The sequence below is a fragment of the Chitinophaga japonensis genome, assembly GCF_007830125.1.
In the GTDB taxonomy this organism is placed as follows: domain Bacteria; phylum Bacteroidota; class Bacteroidia; order Chitinophagales; family Chitinophagaceae; genus Chitinophaga; species Chitinophaga japonensis.
The window spans coordinates 1-20078 of the sequence record NZ_VLLG01000003.1 but is presented as its reverse complement, the minus strand read 5'-3'; the positions used below and the strand labels follow the sequence as shown (position 1 = coordinate 20078).

The following is a 20078-nucleotide window of genomic DNA, read 5'->3' as shown; positions in this document are numbered from 1 at the left end:
AAGCCATCTATTTGCATGGTAGGTACACCACTGGAACGGATAGGCAGTGCAACGTTAGAGGTGTGAAAGCCATCTATTTGCATGGCAGGTACACCTGATCGATAACTAGGTACGGGGTGAAATTAGGTGTGAAAGCCATCTATTTGCATGGCAGGTACACCTTGTCCGTCGCAATAACCTCTTTCAACGAGGGTGTGAAAGCCATCTATTTGCATGGTAGGTACACCCTTCTCTTCGGGATCTTCTCCCACAAAACCGGTGCGAAAGCCATCTATTTGCATGGCAGGTACACCTTGTCCGTCGCAATAACCTCTTTCAACGAGGGTGTGAAAGCCATCTATTTGCATGGTAGGTACACCCTTCTCTTCGGGATCTTCTCCCACAAAACCGGTGCGAAAGCCATCTATTTGCATGGCAGGTACACCGGTAATGGTGGCGTTATAGAAGTACTTGCAGGTGTGAAAGCCATCTATTAGCATGGTAGGTACACCTGTGTCGGTTGATGCCTGTTAGGATATAGAAGTGCGAGAGTCATCAGTCTGGGTGGTAGGTACAACTCTTTCCAAAGACTGTGTTAACACCAGGTTGGTGTAAAAAAACTATTTATTTGATGGGAATAATTTTCACACACTAAAATACTAAAAAAGTTAGTATACTTGTAAAAAGTTATTTTACAAGTATGAAGAAGTCTTATAAAATCAGGAAAATGTCGTTTATCTGCCAAGACGGAAGGGTGATCGAGCCCAATATTCACATGACGAATGCTTACCAGTTTAGGGAGATAGCGGAAGCCGTATGTAGGGAAAGGCAGCCAACCGGTAGATATATGTGGGAAGTCGGCAGGCCGATCCCCAAATTAACAGTTGAAGATTTTTACCTCGTGCATGCTAGTCTGTTTAAAGAGATATTGCAACCTTTTTGTGTAGAAGTAATGCCTCCAAAAAGATAACTAAGTCCTCGCATTCTTCTGGGAAGAAGGCAATAGGTTATCTTACATCAGCTTATTTTCAAACTCGCAATATTATACAAATTGAATGCTGATGAAAGTTACACTACTTAATAGAAAGAACACTGACGCAACCAAGAAGGCTACGGGAATCTGTTAAATCCAAATACGCGGAACGTGCTATCGTGTGAAAGCTATCTTTCCACATGTAGATATACTAGATAGGGGTTTGCTGCTAAGTGTGCCCCAATGTGAACGTGATTTGTTTAAATGGTAGACACATCCTTAGCAGAATAATATAGACGGAAATTTTACTCCCTTCTTCTATCATCGAAAAGTATATATTAATTCATTAAATTTCCGCACAATAACTGATATATAAAAAGGACAAATTTTCAAGACGGGACAAAGAGGACGTTTTTATAACGAATTTTTAAATTATAGAAGGAAATAACCATTGCTAACAACCCAGGATCGCTGAGTCAGGAAGGCTGATGACGGAAAATTCAGCAGAAATTCTTCATCCGGACACTATGCTTCGAAGCATTGGTGGCAGTTGAAATACAGAATTAAAAATGTAGTATAATTAAAATAATGTACAGCATATGAAAAAAATATTTTTGACTATTGGATTTTGTTTTTTGGTTTTTAATGCCTTGTACGCCCAGGACAAACCAGAACTGGACGAAGATAGAATAGCATTGAATGAAGTGCTGAATACGTTTATGAATAGTCTAAAAACAAAAGACAGCGTCAGTCTTTACAATCTGTTTTATGAGGGAAATGTAACTTGGGTAGGTGTATATAAAGAAAAAACTCAACGAAGAAGGTTGGAAAAAGATAGTAGTGCATTGGATTACAAAGTAGCCGATTATAAAACTTGGTTCAGAAGCACAACCAAAGGATCTATAAAAGAAGAGAAGTTTTACAACGTTGATATCGATACAGACGGCAGCATCGCTTCGGTTACATTTGACTTTAGCTTCTGGGCCGGGGGAAAAAAAGGGTTATGGGGAAAAGAGTCTTGGGGGCTTGTCAAGATAAACAATGAATGGAAAATCACAAGTGTCATATTTTCGATGGAACAAGAAAATATTTCACCCGAACCGGAGAGAAACAGATAACTACCGCCGTAGACGGCAAGGCTTGTTCCTTTTTTTTATCTGCTATCTACCGGAGAACAGGCAATATATTATACAGGTTTTCCAGTATTGCTTTTGAATGACGTAGAAATTAATTTTGAAAAAATTTCTCTAATGAAACACAAGATGACCAAACTATTATCGCTATTTCTCCTCATTTGTTCTTCTTCCTTTTCTGTATTGGCCCAACAGTTCAAGTTACCCACGGAAGCAGCCGTCGCAAAACACGTACGAGCCTATGTCAGCGGCCTTGAGCAAACAGATAGCATGGCGGATGAAGAGGGGGTCCGTTACGAATGGAGGGTACCAAAGTCACAATCATTAAACTCACCAAAATTGCATGCTTTCACAGTGTCTTTTTATCACAATGAGGATGATGAAGTATTATCCAGAAAGGCCCCGGTATTGGAAGGACTAGGTGCAACGGAAATTAAAGATCCCCGTGCTGACAAACTGAAAGGATACCTATATCAAGTAACTATGAAAACATTTTTCGGGACCAGCAACACCATATTTTTTACCGCTCCCGGAATCGGTGCTGAAGTAACAGTGAGCAAGGCTTTGTCTGCTGATGTTCCCGAACTGAATAAGGAGGCCATTGTCAACTTGATCTTTGAGTTGATGGAAAATAAATAAATGGCATAAAACTCATTCTGAACGACCCGGTTAAACCTGTCACAAATGCCGTTCGTTTACGGGCTTCTAGCTTTGGTCTTGCCATGATCAATGTCCTCCAGGACCAGATAGAGCTGGCAAGGCTTGAGGTGCTACCCTCCCTAGTTCAGGGGCCTTGCTCCTTTTTTATGCCAATCGTTTTCGCTCCCTATCTCTCATATTTTTCTGTCGCAAATACTGTTCAGCCGCAATTGTCATGTCAGCGGATGGGAGTAGTCTCCCTGATGCAATGAATTCATCCATCTCAACTTTGTAAAACAATAAATGCTTGCCTTTCTTATAAGCAGGAAGTTGCTTCTTATAAACCTTGTCATAAACGGTTTGCTCTTTGATCCCCAAGAGCGAGGCAACCTGCTTAACATTCAGTGTCTCATTGGACTCTCCTGATCTTTCAGAGATGCTTTTCTGGATCAGTGAAGTTAACCCATCAATTTTACTATGGAGCTCTTCCACCCTACCGTTCAATTCCTCAATACTCCTATCCATATCTGTCACACATTATTCTATACCAATGATCCAAAGCTACTTAAAATACCCCTTTGCAACCTAAGTAAAATATACAAAGGAAGTTATGCCGCCATATTGATTTTAAGCTTCGTAATATCAAGACGCACCCGCTGTGCTGCATCTTTCTTGAGCTTGTCTACAATCTTAACGTATATAAGCGTGGTTTCAAGCCTCTTGTGCCCTAACATTTTGGATACTGTCAATATATCGGTGCCCGCGGCAAGCTGCAATGTCGCAAAGGTATGTCGGAAACAATGGAAGGTAATATGCTTTTTGATTCCTGCGCGCTTGACCCAATCATCCAGACAATACCTAACACGGCTATAATTTAGATCAGAGAAAACACGTTCTTCCCACTCACCTGGTTCACCAAGGAGTTCTATCACAACATCTGCCACCGGCAAATGTTCTGCAGCTCTGGTCTTTTCCTGTCTGAATTGGATATAATAATTTCCTGGACCGCCACGTATTTCCGACCAGTAAAGCGTGCTGACGTCAGAATACCGCAGGCCCGTTAAAGCAGACACCAACGATGCTCTTCTGACATCGTCAACACATGACGTGTCCGCCAGATTCTGGAGCTCATCCTGAAATAGAAACTCACGGAATGTTTCAAGCTCTTTTATACCATCTATAATTTCACCGATATTCTCATATAGATATTTCTTCTTGAACGCCTGTTTCAGTGCAAATTTGAATTTTCTGAAATAGGAAACCGCTGTATTTCTACTGATAGGTTTTTTATAATTTCCCAGGGCGGGTCGCTTTTTAAGATAATCGGCATACTCTTCGCAAAAGGTTTCATTGATCTGCCGGAAGGAAAGAAACTCGCCCGTAAAATCCTTAAAATACATAATTGCGTTCTTCCAAACCTCATGATTCGATTCCTTCCGTTCGTCACGTAGACTTTCAAAGAAATCAATAAAGTTCTTATCCAGCATAGAATCTGGAATATAAGCATATCGCTTATTTTGTACATCCAGTTGCTTATTCGCGGTAATATGCGTAGCTAGTTCCAGGGTTTCCTTATTATGCCTTTTCTCAAGCTCGTTTTGGGGTCTTTTATAGATAAACAGCTCCAAAAATTGATAGCGCGTAATCTTTCCCGTAGCCGGATGAGGTACCGGCGGATAGATATCCAGATATAAGGACATGCGCCCCTTACTGATCGGCTTTCTTCGCAACTTAACCTTCATTTCTTATCCTCTCATTCATCCGACAAACAATGATAATAAAAATGAATCCTTTAAAACATCCTCCGCAAATTTTACGCAGGGTAACTTGAAACGTTACGGAGATTTTAACGGATCTTATACAATGGAATTAAATGATCTACGTCACGCTTAGCCACATATACCTTCTTCTTTCCCCTGATCTTCTCAACACCATGCTTCCTCAATATTTCATCAATATTGGTTCTTGACCGCTTCATTAATTTACTGAGTTCATCCAATGAATACTTTTCTTCAATTTCCATTTCTCGAAGCAGTTCAGCCCTCCATTTATCTACATCCACCCTTGGTACATAAACTTCCTTCCCGATCCGCTCTTTGCGTATGCCTCTCTTTACAATACCGTAATAGACCGAAGTAGCGGACCTTCCTATTAGTTGCTCAACTTGCCGGATGGTATAACAGTCTAACGGATTTAAAGGCACCAGCTGATCAGGTGCCATCCCAATATCCTCTTTAGGGTGGAAATCTTTCAGTAGTTCATCAACTACCATTCTTGGAACCAGCACATTTCTACCATCCCGCTGCTTCCTTACATTATTTTCCGCTAGAATTTTCTGCAGGGTGGGCGGGGTTATATCATATCTGTCGAGCACTTCGATAATGGTATAACATTCACTTGTCTGGTAAGGCCAGGATTGTTCCTCCTCTATTTTCTTCTGTCCCAAAGGAACGATACCTTCCGGCAGTTCAAATAGCGCGTCCAGATCTTCCCTTCTGATCCTCGTCTGCCTGATACCAAAATTGCGGGCCTTTAGCCTGCCGCTCCTGATCATTTTGTTAATACCCTGCTTAGTAAAATTGATAAGCATCGCAGCTTCATTCACATTGAGTACCGGCTTTGAAAGGATACTTTCAATAGGCTTACTTTTCACGGCCTCCACTTCTTTTTTTATGACCTGTATCTTTTCCCCCCTTTTTATAGCCTTATAGCCCCGTTTGTTACAGGTGTGACTGCAGTACCTGGTGACGGTGGTTTTCGCCTGGAACGTTCTTCCACAGTATTCACATATACGGTCAACGAGGATGTTTGATGACATATTCAAAGTTTTAAGCTCATTTCCCCCATTTTAGGTAACTTAAGGATCATTAAGATATTTTAAGGTTACCTAAGACAACCAGTTTCCCCAATTTTCAAATTTCATTGAAAGATCGGATTTGAGTACCAAATGAGTAACAAATTTACCGAAAAAAACCGTAAACAACCAAAACCATAACAGGTACGAAAAAGGGCTGTAAACCTTGATTTACAGCCCTTTTCCTTGTTTTACCTTTGCTTGTTTTTGGATGTTTTTGAGGCGTTTATTTTCCAATACAAAACTTACTGAATATAAAATCCAACTGGTCCTCATTCGTAATCTCTCCCGTAATCTCTCCCAAATAATGCAGGCACCTTCGTATATCCAGTGCCAGCAGGTCGCCCGGTAGCCCGTTATCCATACCGGCCTGCACATCCTGCAGGGATTGCATGACCGCCTGCAAGGCGGCATGGTGACGCGCATTGGTAACAATGGTGGCTTCTGTATTAATATCGCCGGACATTACTTTTTGCACCAGTTGCTCCTTCAGGGTATTAATATGTTCATGATTACGGGCGGAGATGAACAGGATGCCCGGGATGTCCCGGAACTTTTCCTGCGCGGCTGCTATTCCCAACAGATCTGTTTTATTGCCCACCAGCAGGTAGTTGACCTGCTCCTGCTCAAAGGCCTGCACCTGCTTTTGCAGATCGGCAGCCGTCAGCTCATTCACATCAAAGAGGTAGATCACTACGCCGGCCTCCTTTATTTTTTCCATTGTTTTCTGCACGCCGATGCTTTCAATGGTGTCCACGCTGTCGCGGATACCGGCGGTATCTATCAGGCGGAACAGGATGCCCTGTATGTTCAGCACCTCTTCAATGGTATCGCGGGTAGTACCGGCAATATCGCTAACAATGGCGCGGTTCTCGTTCAACAGGGTGTTCAGCAGGGTGGATTTGCCGGCATTGGGCTTGCCCACGATGGCGGTGTTTACCCCGTGCTTGATCACATTCCCCATCCGGAAGGAGTCCGCCAGGTGCTGTACCACCTCCATCGCTGTTTTGATCAGCGCGTACAACTGGCTGCGGTCTGCAAACTCCACATCTTCCTGGCTGAAATCCAGCTCCAGCTCTATCATGGCGGAGAAGCGGATCAACTGCTCCCGCAGCGCCTGCAGCTCCCTGGAAAAGCCGCCGCGCATCTGCTGCAGCGCCGTCTGGTGGCTGGCGGCGGAGTGGCTGGCGATCAGGTCGGCTACAGACTCTGCCTGCGCCAGGTCCAGCTTGCCGTTCAGGAAGGCGCGCATGGTGTATTCTCCCGGTTTGGCCAGGCGCGCGCCGGCCTGTATGCAGGCGTCTATCAGTTGTTGCTGTATATAGGGTGAGCCGTGGCAGGACAGCTCCACCACATCCTCCCCGGTATAGGATCGGGGGCCTTTAAAAAGGCTCACCACTACCTCGTCTATGATCCTGCCACCGGATACAATATTCCCTACATGCAGGGTATGGCTGGCCTGCCGCTCCAGGTCCTTAGCAGGGAAGATGGTGTTGCAGATGCTAATAGCCTGCGGCCCGCTGAGCCGTATCACGGCAATAGCGCCTATTCCCGGGGCGGTGGCCAGCGCCACAATCGTTTCGTCGTATGCTGTATGTTTACCTGCCATAAGATGCGGCAATATAGTATAAATAAAAATTCCTCACCGGCAGTGTCACCGGTGAGGAATGTATGGAATATTGTTTCAACAGTACTACTCCTGCAAAGTAAAGCGGATGGGCAGGTTGAACTGCACGGATACCTGACGGCCGTTTTGCTTGCCAGGTTTCCATTTAGGCATCCCTTTCACCACACGTATCGCTTCTTCTTCCAGGCCGCCACCTTTCTTGGCGCCTACTGTTTTTACGTCCTTGATAGTACCTTCAGAGTCTACCACGAACTGAACGAACACCGTTCCGGAGATACCGTTCTCCTGCGCCACGCGCGGGTAACGGATGTTCTTGCTCAGGTATTTGGCCAGCGCTTCCTCTCCACCGGGGAAGGTAGGCGGCTGTTCCACGAAGGTAAAGATCTCTTCTTTCGGAGGCGGGGGCGGCGCTTCTACCACACCGGTACCTTTACTGTCTTCCAGCAATCCCGGGTCGATACCGTTGGGATCACCTTCCATCGTTTTGGTACTTACCGCTTTCTCCTTTATTTCTTCCACTTTTGGCGGTTCTTCCTCCGGTGGTACCTCCTCGTCCTTTTTAATGACAGGCGGTGTAAATTTCACAGAAGGTTTTACCGGCGGGGGTGGAGCAGGCGGCGGAGGCGGGGGCGGCGGCGTCTTGGGATCGTCCGGCAGCTTGATATCCTCCATTTTTATCTGCTCTATAACGGGTTTCTTCGGGTTCTTAGCCTCGATTCCCCTGATGATGTTACTTACAGCATACCCACCGACGGTCAGCAGAGCAACGGCCATCGTGCCCAGGAGAGCATTACGCACCCGTTTCTCGTATTTTCGTCTTAGTTCATAAGCCCCATAATCCTTATTCCTGCCCTCGAACAGGATGTCCAGAAAATCGGCTTGTAGTATTTTTGCAGAATCCATTGTCGTTTTTTTATAGGTGGATGCAAAAAATTTGAATTTTCCACAAATTATTGAGCGCCACCAGTTCCAGGATTAGCCGATACCGTTTGCTGGATCCACTGTTTATCCTGTTCACTGATGTCTACAGTAGCATAGCGCTGAATGCGGTTGATAGCCATTTCATCCAGTATGTCCACGAAGTTCTTGTAAGTGGCGCCGTCATTGGCTTTGATGATCACCACTACATCTTCGGGCTCGCCTTTTGCGTTTCTAAGCTGCGCTACTTCATCCCTTTTCTTAATGATCACATCCCGTATACCGCCTTTGTTGGCAAAGGTGGTAGCCTGAAAGAATTCAGGATCGGAGGATGCGTTCGGATCCTGCGCCAAACCTTCGTAATAAAATACCCGGTTATTTTTTCCAAGCAATATAGTAAGGGCCGTGCTCTCCTTCACTTTGTTCTGCTCCTTCTCGTCTTCCGTATCCTTCGGCATGATCAAGTCCATGGTTTTGGGCTTGGCCATGGTAGTGGTCAGCATGAAGAAGGTGATCAGGAGAAAACCTAAGTCCACCATGGGCGTCATATCCACACGGGTAGAAAGCTTTTTGGATTTCGTTCCCTGGTGTTTTTTTCCACCCCCACTACTGCTGGTATCCATTTCTGCCATAGTAGCTTAATTTTTTGGTTTACAATAGACAGCGCGCTTTCCGCAGAAAATGCCTGCCATTTACTAATAGTTTAATGTTCTTCCGTGCTACCAGGACCGTCCTGGGCCTGTGCAGCGGCCGTACCGGGGGGTATGGCCTCCAGGTTGGTCACCAGGTTCAGTTTCTGGATCTTCAGGTCCTTAAAGGTCTGCATGATCTGGTCTATCTTCGGATAAGGCGTTTCATTGTCCGCCTTAATACAATACTGCAGCCGGGGGTTACCGCCCTGCGCAGTTCTGGCATAGTTGATCCAGGTTTCCAGCTCATTATTGGCAGAATCCGTGGGGATTCCCTTTTCCAGTCCTGACGCCTTACGCTCATCCGGTTTCATGGAGAGGTAGGTCTTCAGATCTTTGAGATCAGTGCCCACGCTGGCACCCACCACAAAGTTATTCATTTGTTGCTGATCCAGGCCCAGCTTGAACTGGGTGTTCAGGTCTTCAATCAACTTTTTACGTTTTGGCTGGCCGTCCATGCTGAAAAATACCTTGCCTTCCGCATCTACCGTCAATAATATGATATCAGAATCGGGCAGCAGCTTGGTATTAATGGAGGACGGAGTGACCACGGTTACGGGCTCATCCGGTTTGAACTTCGTTGCCAGCATGAAGAAGGTGAGCAGCAGGAACGCTACGTCACACATCGCCGTCATGTCGATCAACGTGCTCTTACGGGCCATTTTAACTTTAGGCATCTTTACTCCTTTTTTGGTTCACTTTAAATAGATTCAAAACCGCTGGTTTTCCACAAAAAAATCCGGATTATTTGTGGTTGGCAGCAAAGCTTTGAGTTAAAGTAAAGCCAGACTCGTCAATAGCATAGGTGATGCTATCGATATTGGTGGTAAAGTAGTTGTACATGATAATGGCGATAGCGGAAGTACCGATACCCAGGGCGGTGTTGATCAGGGCCTCGGAGATACCACCTGCGAGCTGAGCGGAGTCAGGAGCACCGCCGGTTGCCATTGCGGAGAACGCTTTGATCATCCCTAATACCGTACCAAACAGACCTACCAGGGTAGCTACGGAAGCGATAGTGGACAGGAACACCAGGTTCTTTTCCATCATCGGCAGTTCCAGTGCGGTAGTTTCTTCGATCTCGTTCTTGATGGTCAGGATCTTCTGATCAGTATCCAGCTCAGTGTTGGTGATCATTTCCTTGTACTTTTTCAGACCGGCTTTCACTACGTTACCTACAGAGCCTTTCTGCTTGTCGCATTCAGCCAATGCAGCATCTACATTTTTGTTAGCCAGGTGATACTGTACTTTTCTTACCAGCTCAGCGCCGCTGAATTTACCTTTTGCTTTGGACAGGTACAGTGTACGCTCAATTACGAAAGTTAAGCAGATTAACAGAATTGAGATCAGAACCGGTACTACAGGGCCTCCCATGTAAACTGTGCCAAACCATTTACCCATGCCTTCCTCAACTGGATGCCCGCCTACAACGCCTCCCTGAAAGTTGGCAGGATTACCCAATACGAATATGTAAAAGAGAATCGCTATTGCTAAGCAAATGGGTACAGCCAACAGTGCTAACAGGTTGGATGACTTTTTAGGTTGATGAGAAGATGAAGACGTCGTCTTGGCAGCAGCTGCAGTCACAGTTGTTTTAGTCTCAGCCATGTTGATTGAATTTTAGTGTTAAAAATTAAACTATGGTTTTTTTAGTATTTCCGTTTGTTGTTATTTATTTGAATATAAGTCACAGCCAATTAAATGTGGTAACTACAATAACGCAATTCGCAAATATTATACGGTTGCCGTAAAAAAACAAGTGCTGCTCAAAAAATCTCACAAAATTTAACCTCTTCACAAAAGCCCCGCTATTGGGGGCTTCTCTTTTCCTAATTAATTGAGCATACACTTTATTCACAAATGAGTAACGTCTAATGGTGTTCTCACCCCTATGTTACTGTCCTTGAAATTCGAAATTTATTGATTTTTTTTCAATGTTGGACGCACAATTTAAGGAAATTTTTAAATGTTCCAACAAATTTTATCCGTATCATATTTTAAATGCCTTCCGCTACAGTAGCTGCTTTTGAGTTGTCTGCCCGGCCAATCCCTTACCTTCTCCGGCCCTGCGCCCGGCACTCCCCTGCAATGAAGGTACTGCTTAGCGCTTATGTATGCACAATAAAAATAATATAAATATACCGGCCCATTGCCACTCCCTTTCCATTCCTACGGGAATTGAAGCGCTTATGGAATTTTCTGATAAGTTACTGCTTTATATATTTATTTGCAACCAGCTACCTGAAATAAGGAGGTAGCGGAAGATCAAGCGCCCTATGAATATGCATGTAAAAAGCAGATTTGTTACGGTCACAATAGGCCTGCTCTGTATAAGCACCGTCTTTTGCAGCACCGTTTCCGCACAAAGGAAAAAGAAAAAACAGCCTGTACCAGCCGCCGTTAAAGACTCCAGCGCCAGGCCGCCTATGATGCCGCCGCCAGGTACGCCCAAAGGGCATCCCAAACAGTTCGGGGAGCTGATCCCCGCAGGCACCCGGGGCGACTCCGGCCTTTTTAACTTTTATAAAATAGAGGATAAACTCTACTTCGAAATTGCCGATTCCCTGCTAAGCCGGGACATACTGGTGGTAAACCGCATCTCCAAATCAGCCGCCGGGCTGCGGGCCATGTTCTATGGCTACAGCGGCGACCTGATAGGGGAGAACGTGATCCGCTTTGAGAAAGGACCCAACAACCGCATATTCCTGAAAAACGTTTCCTACAGCGAAATATCCAGGGACAGCACCCAGCCCATGTTCCATGCAGTGATGAACTCCAATATACAGCCCATTGCGGCGGCATTTGACATCAAGGCATTCTCCAAAGAGAAGAATGGCTGCATCATTGATATGACGGATTATATCAACGGTGACAACGATATCCTGTTCTTTGACCAGCGGATGAAAACCGGCCTGCGCCTGGGAGGCATGCAGCCCGATAAATCCTACGTGGTGGACATCCGCTCCTACCCGATCAATACGGAGATCAAAACAGTGAAAACCTATGCCAAAAGCGGAGGCCCCGGCCGGCCCGGTATGCCGCCCGCCGGGCCGGGAGGCAATGCTACCCTGGAGCTGAACAGCTCCCTGGTGCTGCTGCCTGAAGTGCCCATGCAGCCCCGATATTTTGATCCCCGCATCGGTTATTTTACCACCAGCGTTACGGACTTTGATGCCGATCCGCAGGGCGTAAAACGCCTGCAGATGATCACCCGCTGGCGGCTGGAGCCCAGGGAGGAAGACCGGGAAAAATACCAGCGCGGGGAGCTGGTGGAACCCAAGAAACCCATCATATTTTATATAGACCCTGCCACTCCCGCCAAATGGCGGCCCTACCTGATGCAGGGGGTAAACGACTGGCAGGCAGCCTTTGAGCAGGCCGGCTTTAAGAATGCCATCCTGGCTAAAATGGCGCCTACCCCGGAAGAAGATTCCACCTGGTCGCTGGAGGACGCCCGCTTTTCCGCCATCGTGTACAAACCTTCGGATATCGCCAATGCCAGCGGCCCCCATGTGCATGATCCCCGCTCCGGCGAGATACTGGAAAGCCATATCAACTGGTATCACAACGTGATGCACCTGCTGCGCAACTGGTATTTCATACAATGTGCGCCCAACGATCCCCGGGCCAGAACTATGGAATTTAACGATACGCTGATGGGGGAGCTGATACGCTTTGTGTCCTCCCATGAAGTAGGCCATACCCTGGGCCTGCGGCATAACTTCGGCGCCAGCTCCGCCTACCCGGTAGAAAAGCTGCGCGACAAGGCCTGGGTGGAAAAGAACGGGCATGCGCCTTCCATTATGGACTACGCCCGCTTTAACTACGTGGCGCAGCCGGAGGACAGCATTACCGGTACGGACCTGTACCCCCGCATTAATTATTACGACAAATGGGCCATTGAATGGGGATACCGGCAGATAACCGGGGCCACCAGCCCGGAAGCAGAGAAGGCTACGCTGAACAAGTGGACCATTAACCGGCTGAAAGACAAACGGTACTGGTTCGGCACGGAACGCAACCCGGATGATCCCCGTTCGCAGAACGAGGACCTGGGCGATGATGCCATGAAAGCCAGCTACTACGGCATTAAAAACCTGCAGCGGCTGATGCCCAACTTGATGGCCTGGACCCGTGAGTCCAACGAAGGATATGGTAACCTGGGCGAAATGTACCGGGAAGTGGCGGGCCAGTACGGGCGCTATATGGGGCATGTAGCCAAAAACGTGGGCGGTATCTACGAAACGCCTAAAACCGTGGAGCAGGAAGGCGCAGTGTACATGCCGGTACCAAAGGCTACCCAGCAGGCCGCCATCCGCTTCCTGAACCAGCAATTGTTCACAACACCTAAATGGTTGCTGGATAATGAAATATTGAGCCGTACCGGCAGCCTGGCCACCACCGTTGTCATGACCCGCCAGGACCCGGTGCTGGAAAAGCTGCTCAGCTCCCATACCCTGAACAAGTTGCTGAACACCGCCGCTATGGAAGGCAGCAAAGCCTACCAGGCCACGGACATGCTGAACGACCTGAAAAAGGGGATTTTCAGCGAAGTGTATGCCCACCGCTCCATCGACATTTTCCGCAGGAACCTGCAAAAGGCTTATGTAAGACATCTTACGGAGCTACTGGCGCCCGGCTCCTCGCCAGGCAGCAGCGGCGGCACCAATACCATCATCCTGTTCGGTAACCCGCCGGCCGATCCTACCCGGACAGACGTGAGCAGCATTGCCCGCGCCCAACTGACCACGCTCAGGAACGAGCTGCGCAACGCGGCGGCTGCCATGCCGGACAATATGAGCCGTTACCACCTGAACGACCTGGTACAGCGCATCAATACCGCGCTGGAGCCTAAGTGATCTTCTTCCCTTTCCACCACGTGGCCAGCGCCGAACCGGTAATGTTCATCAACGGACCAAAGACCGCCGGCGCCAGCCCCACGGTGGCCAGCTTGCCCATTTTTAATGCGAGGCCGGAAGCCAGCCCGCCGTTCTGCATACCTACTTCCAGCGCAATGGTGCGGCAATCCCTTTCCGGCAACCGGAACAGGCGCGCGCCCCAGTAGCCCAGGCAATAACCGCTCAGGTTATGCAGCAGGGTGGCCAGCACCAGCAAGGGCCCTACGGTAAGCAGGCTATCCCGCCCGCTGGCGGTGATCACCACGATAATCAGCCCTATACCTGCCATGGACAGCAAAGGCATGGCATCATCCAGCCATTTGAACCGGCCATGCAGGAAATGATTGAACAACAAGCCCAGTATAATGGGCAATATCACGATCTGTATAATGTCCCACATCATCTGCCAGAGCGCTACCTCCACAAACTGGCCGGCCAGCATTTTCATCCACAGGGGCGTGATCACCGGCGACAAAAGTGTAACCATCACCGTTATAGACACAGACAAGGCCAGGTTGGCGCCGGCCAGGTAGGACATTACATTGGATGCCAGTCCGCTGGGACAACTACCCACCAGGATAATACCGGCGGCTATTTCCGGCGGGAAATCAAACATCCAGGTAATGCACAGCGCTATCAGCGGCATAATGGTATACTGCGCAACAATACCCAGGCCGATGCTGCGGGGCATCTTCACCACCTGCTCAAAATCCGCCCACTTCAGTCCCGTGCCCATGCCGAACATAATGATCTGCAGCAGCGGCACGATCAGCTTCGACAATTTAAAGCCCCCTACCTGTATGAAATGCTGCGGGTAATACATAGCCAGGCTTACGGCGGCAAAGATCATGACCGTGTAGGAAAAGCCTTTCAGCGCCGCGCTTCCCCTGAATGCCAGCGCCAGCGATGCAAAGCAAAGCATAAGCAGCCAGCCGCCGGCGGTATGGAGCTGCAGCACTGTAATGATGATATAGGCCACCAGCGCCGCCAGGGCCAGGAACCAGGATAGTTTATAAATAGATCTGTTCATACGATAGATAATGCTTTAGCTCCACAACCGGTCCCAGGAACGGTCCTGGTCCCATTCCGGGGTGGGGGCAAACCAGTCCTTGCTTTCAGGGGCCAGGTGCCGTTTCATTTCCTCTTCATTCAGCTCAATGCCCAGCCCCGGTTTGTCCGGTACAATAGCGAAGCCTTTTTCTATGAGAGGCTGGTCCGTTTTTACCAGGTTGTTCCAGTACGGCACGTCCAGGGAATGGTGCTCCAGCGCCACAAAGTTCTGGGTAGCGGCGGCGCAGTGCACGTTGGCCATAAAGGAAATGGGCAGGCCGGCAAAATGCATCGCCATGGCCACGCCCTTTTCCTCCGCATAGTCGCCGATACGTTTCGTTTCCAGGATACCGCCGGCAGTGGCCAGGTCGGGATGCACCAGGTCCACCGCATGCGCATCTATCAATTTTATGAATTCTTCCTTCAGGTAAATATCCTCGCCGGTAAGCGTAGGTGTATCAATGGCGCTGGTGATCTGTTTCCACTGCTCGGTAAATTTCCAGGGAATGAGGTCCTCCAGCCAGGCGAGGCGGTAAGGCTCTACCGCTTTGCCCAGGCGGATGGCGTTGTTATGATCAAAATGCCCGTAGTGGTCGGAGGCCAGCGGTATTTCATAGCCTACCGCTTCGCGCACCCTGGCAATGCGCTCCGCCAGGATGTCGAGTCCTTTGGGCGTTATCTGCACCTGCGTGAAAAGGTGCTCCGTAGCGCCATAGGTCATGGGCTCATTGGTCCACTGCCGGCCTACGTCCCAGAAATTATTGTTCACCAGCGCGCCGGGCGTGTTCTTCAGCAGCTCAATGCCGAAATCCATTTTCAGGAAGGTATAGCCCTTATTCTCCAGGCGGTCTTTCAGTTTGGCGGTAAACTGACCGGCGTCCTCTACTTCCGGCGTATCGGCATACAGCCTTACCCGGTCTCGGTACTTGCCGCCCAGCAACTGGTATACCGGTACGCCATAGGCCTTGCCGGCCAGGTCCCACAGCGCCATTTCCACGCCGGATACACCGCCTCCCTGACGACCATGAAAGCCGAACTGCTTGATGCGCTTAAAGATCATTTCCACGTTGCAGGGGTTCATGTTCAGGATACGGCTTTTCAGGAACATGGCATAACGCCAACTGGCGCCGTCCCGCACTTCTCCCAGGCCATAAATGCCCTGGTTGGTGTCTATCCGTATTACCGGGCAGCGCCCCGTGGAGTTCATCACTACAGCGTACCGCATATCCGTGATCTTCAGATCGGAGGGCGCGGAATGGCGGTTCACTTTGGAGGTAGCATGCGCTAACGTATCGCCCAGCGGGGTAAACATAAAGCCACCCAGGGTAAGGCCGCCCAGCGCCGTTTTCTTTAAAAAGGAGCGGCGGTCGTTCACGTTGTTGGGCGTGTTATGATCTGCGGCGGGCTCCCGCAGGCCTAATTTTGAAAGGAATTTTTGTGATGGAGTGTGCATAGTAGGAAATTTGAAGTAAGATGTAAGAAGTATGAAGTAAGAAGTGTGAAATAAGATAAAGAAAGCAAGAGGTTAGTAGTCGTACTTCCTACCTCCTGCTTCAGACTTCATTTTATTACCATGTCCTGTTTTTCATGAATTTGTCCAGCTCTTCGCGGCTCATGGGCAGCTTGTCGCCCTGCGTATCCAGCCATTGCAGGAAATCATTTTTGATGGTGTCCGTCCATTGTGTGTCTATCTCCCCTGGCGTATACTTACCTTCCCGCAGGCGCTGGTGGCCGAACTGGTCGCGCAGGGCAATGAACTCGGCGCTCAGCACCACCTCTTCCAGGAGATGGGCCGGTATGAATATGACGCCGCCTTTTTTGGCCAGCACGGCATCGCCGGGCAGCACTGTAGCCCGGCCGATACGGATGGGCACATTAATGCCGGTCAGCATCATCTGCTGTATATAGGAGGGGTCATACCCTTTGACCCAGGCCGTGAAACCGTCTATTTCCTCCAGTCCTTCCATATCGCGTACGGAGCCGTAGAAGATCACGCCTTTCTTCGATTTGGCGTAAATGGAGTTGCCCAGGTTATCGCCTATCAGGGTGCCGTCCACTATTTTGCCATAGCTGTCCGCCACGTATACATCGCCGTTCTGCAGCACATCTATGGGCCAGGAGTTGGTGCCGCCGATACGGCCTTCGGACTTGCCCTTATCTTTTATCAACTGGTCCATATCCGGCCGCAGGGGCATGTACTGGGCCGTTACCACCCGGCCGGCCATCACCTGGTCCGGGCGCAGCAGCATCCAGTCCCCTTCAAACTGGTTGTGATAGCCGCGGTTGCGCAGGATGCCCCAGGCTTCTTCAATGGATATGTTTTGCAGGCGCTGCAACAGGGCATCGGGCACCTGGGGCCGGCCATCCGTCGAGCGGGCGCCTTTCCATTCCGGGGTCAGCGCTTTTAGCTGTGCGGGGGTGAGGGTTATTTGCTGCGCCTTTGCCGTGCCTGACAGGCAAAAGCATAGCAGGAGCCAATAAGCGAATAGTTGCTTCATATATATCTACGTTTTGCTTTTTTGCTGCTACTGCACATCCTGCCACATGCGGGTGCTCTGCTCATCGCCTCCCGCGCCGGCGCAGGGCAGGTATTGGCCGGAATAACGGGGCAGCCTGTACGCCGCCAGTTGGCGTACGCTTCGGCGCCGCTGCATCTTCACCGGCGGCATGCTGACGGACCACACGCTGGTGCCTGAAAATATTGAGGCAGGCATGAAGGAGCCCCTGAGCAAAGTGGCATAAACGTGGATAAAGCAGCCCGAATAACTGGCGCAGGGCCGCTTCTTCACCCTTTTTAAGTCCGGCAATGGCGTCTGTTTCATTCATGCGCAAGACCTTGAGGAGCGGGTAATCAGTTTTTCCGCGGAATGAATAATAAGAAGTAAAAATTAGGAATAATTACTTGTTTTGTCAAGGCCGCTCATCATTTTTGATCGTTGCGGCTTTCATTTAGTGCAACAAGGGCCAGATTGCAACCGGAATGAAATTTCAATTGTAATTTAAATTGCTTAATATCGCCTATTATTTTCTCACCTGAAGCCTCAAAAAGTGAAAGAACGCAGTAAGATCACCATATATGATATTGCACAGGCGCTGAACCTGTCTGCATCTACCGTATCACGCGCGCTGCAGAACAACCCGCTGATCAATGACGAGACCCGGAGCAAGGTGCAGAAGGCGGCGGCAGAAATGGGCTACGTACCCAACTGGATCGCCTCCAGCCTGCGGAAAAAGCGCTCCAACATCATCGGGCTGATCGTACCGCGTACTTCCATGTATTTCCAGAGCACGGCTATCAGCGGCATACAGCACGAGGCGCACAAATACGGCTTCAGCATCATGATCGGCCAGTCCGACGAGACGGTGGCCATGGAAAAGGAGCTGGTACACACCTTTTTCTCCCTCCGGGTAGACGGATTGCTGGCAGTGGCTTCCATGTTCACCACCAGTTACGAGCACTTCAGTCCTTTTATCAAGAATAACATCCCGCTGGTGTTCTATGACCGGGTGCCGGTGGATTTCCCGGGCTATTCCATTACCGGTGATGACTTTACCGGCGGCTACCTGGCCACGGAGCACCTGATCAAGCAGGGATGCAAACGGATCGCGCATTTTTCCGGCGTGCTCACCTGTAACCTGTACCAGCATCGGCTGGCGGGGTACAAAGCGGCGCTGGCCAAATACCAGATCCCGTTTGACGAGCAGTTGCTGTATGTGCATAATCTTACCACGGATGCCGCCACTACCGCCGCACAGGAGCTGCTGACCAGCAAACCTTTACCAGACGGGCTTTTTGCGGCCAACGATACTTCCGCTGTGGCTTTCATACAGGAAGCCCGGCGCAGGAACATTGCCATACCCGGGCAGATAAAAGTGGTCGGGTATTCCAATGACCTATCCTCCCGCATTATCACACCTTCCCTCACTACCATTGAACAATCCGGCTACAAGATGGGGCAAAAGGCCGTGGAAACGATCGTCCAGTTGATCAATCACCAGGATGATACCATCAAAGTGACCAAGAATTTTGTATTCCCGGTGGAGCTTATCCCGAGGGAGTCCACCCGGTTATCATAAGCCGACAATAACAACTGTACCTATAACTGTAAAACCTACAACATGAAGCAACAGCTACTGATTCCCTGCCTGCTTGCAGCCGGCGCCTTCATGGCCTCCTGCAACAAGCACATTTATGTACCCAATACGGTGAATGCGCCCTTACTGAAAGAAAAGTACGAGTTCAAGGGCAGCGTGTCACCTACCAATTACCAGGCGGCCTTTGCCATAGCCAATAAAGTGGCCATTATGGCCAACGGGCAGTATGTATACCGTTTTGACCTGGATAACGATAATGATAGCAATGACAATGACCTGTTTGTAGACAAGCACACGCGGGGCGGCGTATTTGAAGGCGCTGTGGGCTTTTTCCAGCCGCTGGACCTGAAGAAGCGGATGGTATTTGACACTTATGTAGGCTTTGGCAGCGGCCGTTTCAAAACGCTGGACGCCGCCTATAACGGTGATGGCTCAACGGGTAATGTTAACGACTACCTTTTAAAGACGCGCTTCAGCAAATTCTTTGTGCAGCCGAGCATTGGCTTTGTGCACCCGGTGTTTGAGGCCGCGTTCAGCAGCCGGGTATCCGTGCTGAACTTCTATGGCCTGTCGCTGGGCAACAAGGTGTTTGAAGATGACAGCAACCGGCGGGACAATTTCAGCAAGATCGGCGATAAGACCCGTGCTTTTATTGAGCCGGCTTTTACATTCAGGGTGGGCTATAAATACGTGAAGTTCCAGATGCAGTTCTTGTTCTCCCTGCCGGTGGATGATGATACGTACAGCGGTTATGATGTGAATGAATATTTTCAGCCGGTAGCGGTGGGGATGGGGGCTTCCATTAATATCGCGCACTGGTATGATGATTTCCGGAAAAAGGACCGTTAAAAGCGGAGCGGTATAAAAACAAAAAGGTCCCGATCATACGATCGGGACCTTTTTTAATAAATACGGCGGCTACCTACTCTCCCGCATTGTGGTGCAGTACCATCGGCCATGAGGGGCTTAACTTCTCTGTTCGGAATGGGAAGAGGTGAACACCCTCGGCATAACCACCATAAAATCTTATAGAAGCTCAACGCTGAAGGCTACGAAGCATAAAGCTATCAGGGCGAATGTTTGCTTCGCTATCTGTGGCTTTCTGCTTGCTGCCTTGCGCTTGCTGCTTAAATACATATCGGGAAGTTGTATACAAAATATATTAATAAAATTAAAGCTTACGGGCAATTAGTACTACTCGGCTGAGGATGTTACCACCCGTA

General features: G+C 49.0%; 18 protein-coding genes and 1 rRNA gene. 5 read left to right on the top strand and 14 right to left on the bottom strand.

Annotated features, from left to right (window positions below):
* Window positions 1-122 precede the first annotated feature (122 nt).
* Window positions 123-479, bottom strand: a complete 357-nt coding sequence (locus LX66_RS09050; RefSeq protein ID WP_145712155.1) for a hypothetical protein — start codon at window positions 477-479, stop codon at window positions 123-125.
* Between the two features lie 1072 nt (window positions 480-1551).
* Here LX66_RS09050 and LX66_RS09040 point away from each other — a divergent pair.
* Window positions 1552-2070: a nuclear transport factor 2 family protein gene (locus tag LX66_RS09040; RefSeq protein WP_145712151.1), complete on the top strand. Its 519-nt coding sequence runs from the start codon at window positions 1552-1554 to the stop codon at window positions 2068-2070.
* Window positions 2071-2202: 132 nt separating this feature from the next.
* Window positions 2203-2724: a hypothetical protein gene (locus LX66_RS09035; protein WP_145712149.1), complete on the top strand. Its 522-nt coding sequence runs from the start codon at window positions 2203-2205 to the stop codon at window positions 2722-2724.
* Between the two features lie 165 nt (window positions 2725-2889).
* Here LX66_RS09035 and LX66_RS09025 read toward each other — a convergent pair whose 3' ends face one another.
* The 8 genes from LX66_RS09025 to LX66_RS08990 all read right to left on the bottom strand — a co-directional run bounded on the left by LX66_RS09025 (window position 2890) and on the right by LX66_RS08990 (window position 10420).
* Window positions 2890-3249, bottom strand: coding sequence for a helix-turn-helix domain-containing protein (locus LX66_RS09025; protein ID WP_145712147.1), 360 nt, complete (start codon window positions 3247-3249; stop codon window positions 2890-2892).
* Between the two features lie 83 nt (window positions 3250-3332).
* Entirely contained in the window at window positions 3333-4466 is a 1134-nt protein-coding gene (locus tag LX66_RS09020) for a site-specific integrase (RefSeq protein ID WP_145712145.1), read from the bottom strand.
* Window positions 4467-4570: 104 nt separating this feature from the next.
* On the bottom strand, window positions 4571-5542 hold the full coding sequence (locus LX66_RS09015; RefSeq protein WP_145712143.1) for a helix-turn-helix domain-containing protein: 972 nt from the start codon (window positions 5540-5542) through the stop codon (window positions 4571-4573).
* Between the two features lie 262 nt (window positions 5543-5804).
* Window positions 5805-7187, bottom strand: coding sequence for a tRNA uridine-5-carboxymethylaminomethyl(34) synthesis GTPase MnmE (gene mnmE, locus LX66_RS09010; protein WP_145712141.1), 1383 nt, complete (start codon window positions 7185-7187; stop codon window positions 5805-5807).
* Between the two features lie 84 nt (window positions 7188-7271).
* Window positions 7272-8108: an energy transducer TonB gene (locus LX66_RS09005; RefSeq protein ID WP_145712139.1), complete on the bottom strand. Its 837-nt coding sequence runs from the start codon at window positions 8106-8108 to the stop codon at window positions 7272-7274.
* A gap of 47 nt (window positions 8109-8155) precedes the next feature.
* Window positions 8156-8755 carry an ExbD/TolR family protein gene (locus LX66_RS09000; RefSeq protein WP_145712136.1) on the bottom strand — a complete coding sequence of 200 codons (600 nt, stop codon included), beginning with the start codon at window positions 8753-8755 and terminating at the stop codon, window positions 8156-8158.
* 71 nt (window positions 8756-8826) lie between these two features.
* On the bottom strand, window positions 8827-9489 hold the full coding sequence (locus LX66_RS08995; RefSeq protein WP_145712134.1) for an ExbD/TolR family protein: 663 nt from the start codon (window positions 9487-9489) through the stop codon (window positions 8827-8829).
* A gap of 67 nt (window positions 9490-9556) precedes the next feature.
* Window positions 9557-10420 (bottom strand): MotA/TolQ/ExbB proton channel family protein, encoded by an 864-nt coding sequence (locus LX66_RS08990; protein WP_145712132.1) that lies wholly within the window; start codon window positions 10418-10420, stop codon window positions 9557-9559.
* Between the two features lie 668 nt (window positions 10421-11088).
* Here LX66_RS08990 and LX66_RS08985 point away from each other — a divergent pair.
* Complete coding sequence (locus LX66_RS08985) at window positions 11089-13671, top strand: zinc-dependent metalloprotease (RefSeq protein WP_244620351.1); 2583 nt, start codon at window positions 11089-11091, stop codon at window positions 13669-13671.
* On the opposite strand, the gene LX66_RS08980 is transcribed toward LX66_RS08985, so the two are convergent.
* From LX66_RS08980 to LX66_RS08965, 4 genes are all read right to left on the bottom strand, one after another.
* Entirely contained in the window at window positions 13664-14740 is a 1077-nt protein-coding gene (locus LX66_RS08980) for a bile acid:sodium symporter family protein (RefSeq protein WP_145712128.1), read from the bottom strand. The genes LX66_RS08985 and LX66_RS08980 overlap by 8 nt on opposite strands.
* A 15-nt stretch (window positions 14741-14755) precedes the next feature.
* Window positions 14756-16213, bottom strand: coding sequence for a mandelate racemase/muconate lactonizing enzyme family protein (locus LX66_RS08975; RefSeq protein ID WP_145712126.1), 1458 nt, complete (start codon window positions 16211-16213; stop codon window positions 14756-14758).
* A 115-nt stretch (window positions 16214-16328) separates the two neighbouring features.
* A complete protein-coding gene (locus LX66_RS08970) occupies window positions 16329-17258 on the bottom strand; it encodes an RraA family protein (RefSeq protein ID WP_145712124.1) in 930 nt (309 codons plus the stop codon).
* A 27-nt stretch (window positions 17259-17285) separates the two neighbouring features.
* Window positions 17286-17567: a hypothetical protein gene (locus LX66_RS08965; RefSeq protein ID WP_158642584.1), complete on the bottom strand. Its 282-nt coding sequence runs from the start codon at window positions 17565-17567 to the stop codon at window positions 17286-17288.
* A gap of 241 nt (window positions 17568-17808) precedes the next feature.
* On the opposite strand from LX66_RS08965, the gene LX66_RS08960 reads away from it, so the two are divergent.
* Together LX66_RS08960 and LX66_RS08955 are read left to right on the top strand one after the other, a co-directional pair.
* Complete coding sequence (locus LX66_RS08960) at window positions 17809-18837, top strand: LacI family DNA-binding transcriptional regulator (RefSeq protein ID WP_145712120.1); 1029 nt, start codon at window positions 17809-17811, stop codon at window positions 18835-18837.
* Between the two features lie 42 nt (window positions 18838-18879).
* Window positions 18880-19704, top strand: a complete 825-nt coding sequence (locus LX66_RS08955) for a hypothetical protein (protein ID WP_145712118.1) — start codon at window positions 18880-18882, stop codon at window positions 19702-19704.
* A gap of 60 nt (window positions 19705-19764) precedes the next feature.
* On the opposite strand, the gene rrf is transcribed toward LX66_RS08955, so the two are convergent.
* A 5S ribosomal RNA gene (gene rrf / locus LX66_RS08950) occupies window positions 19765-19876 on the bottom strand.
* Window positions 19877-20078: the final 202 nt, after the last annotated feature.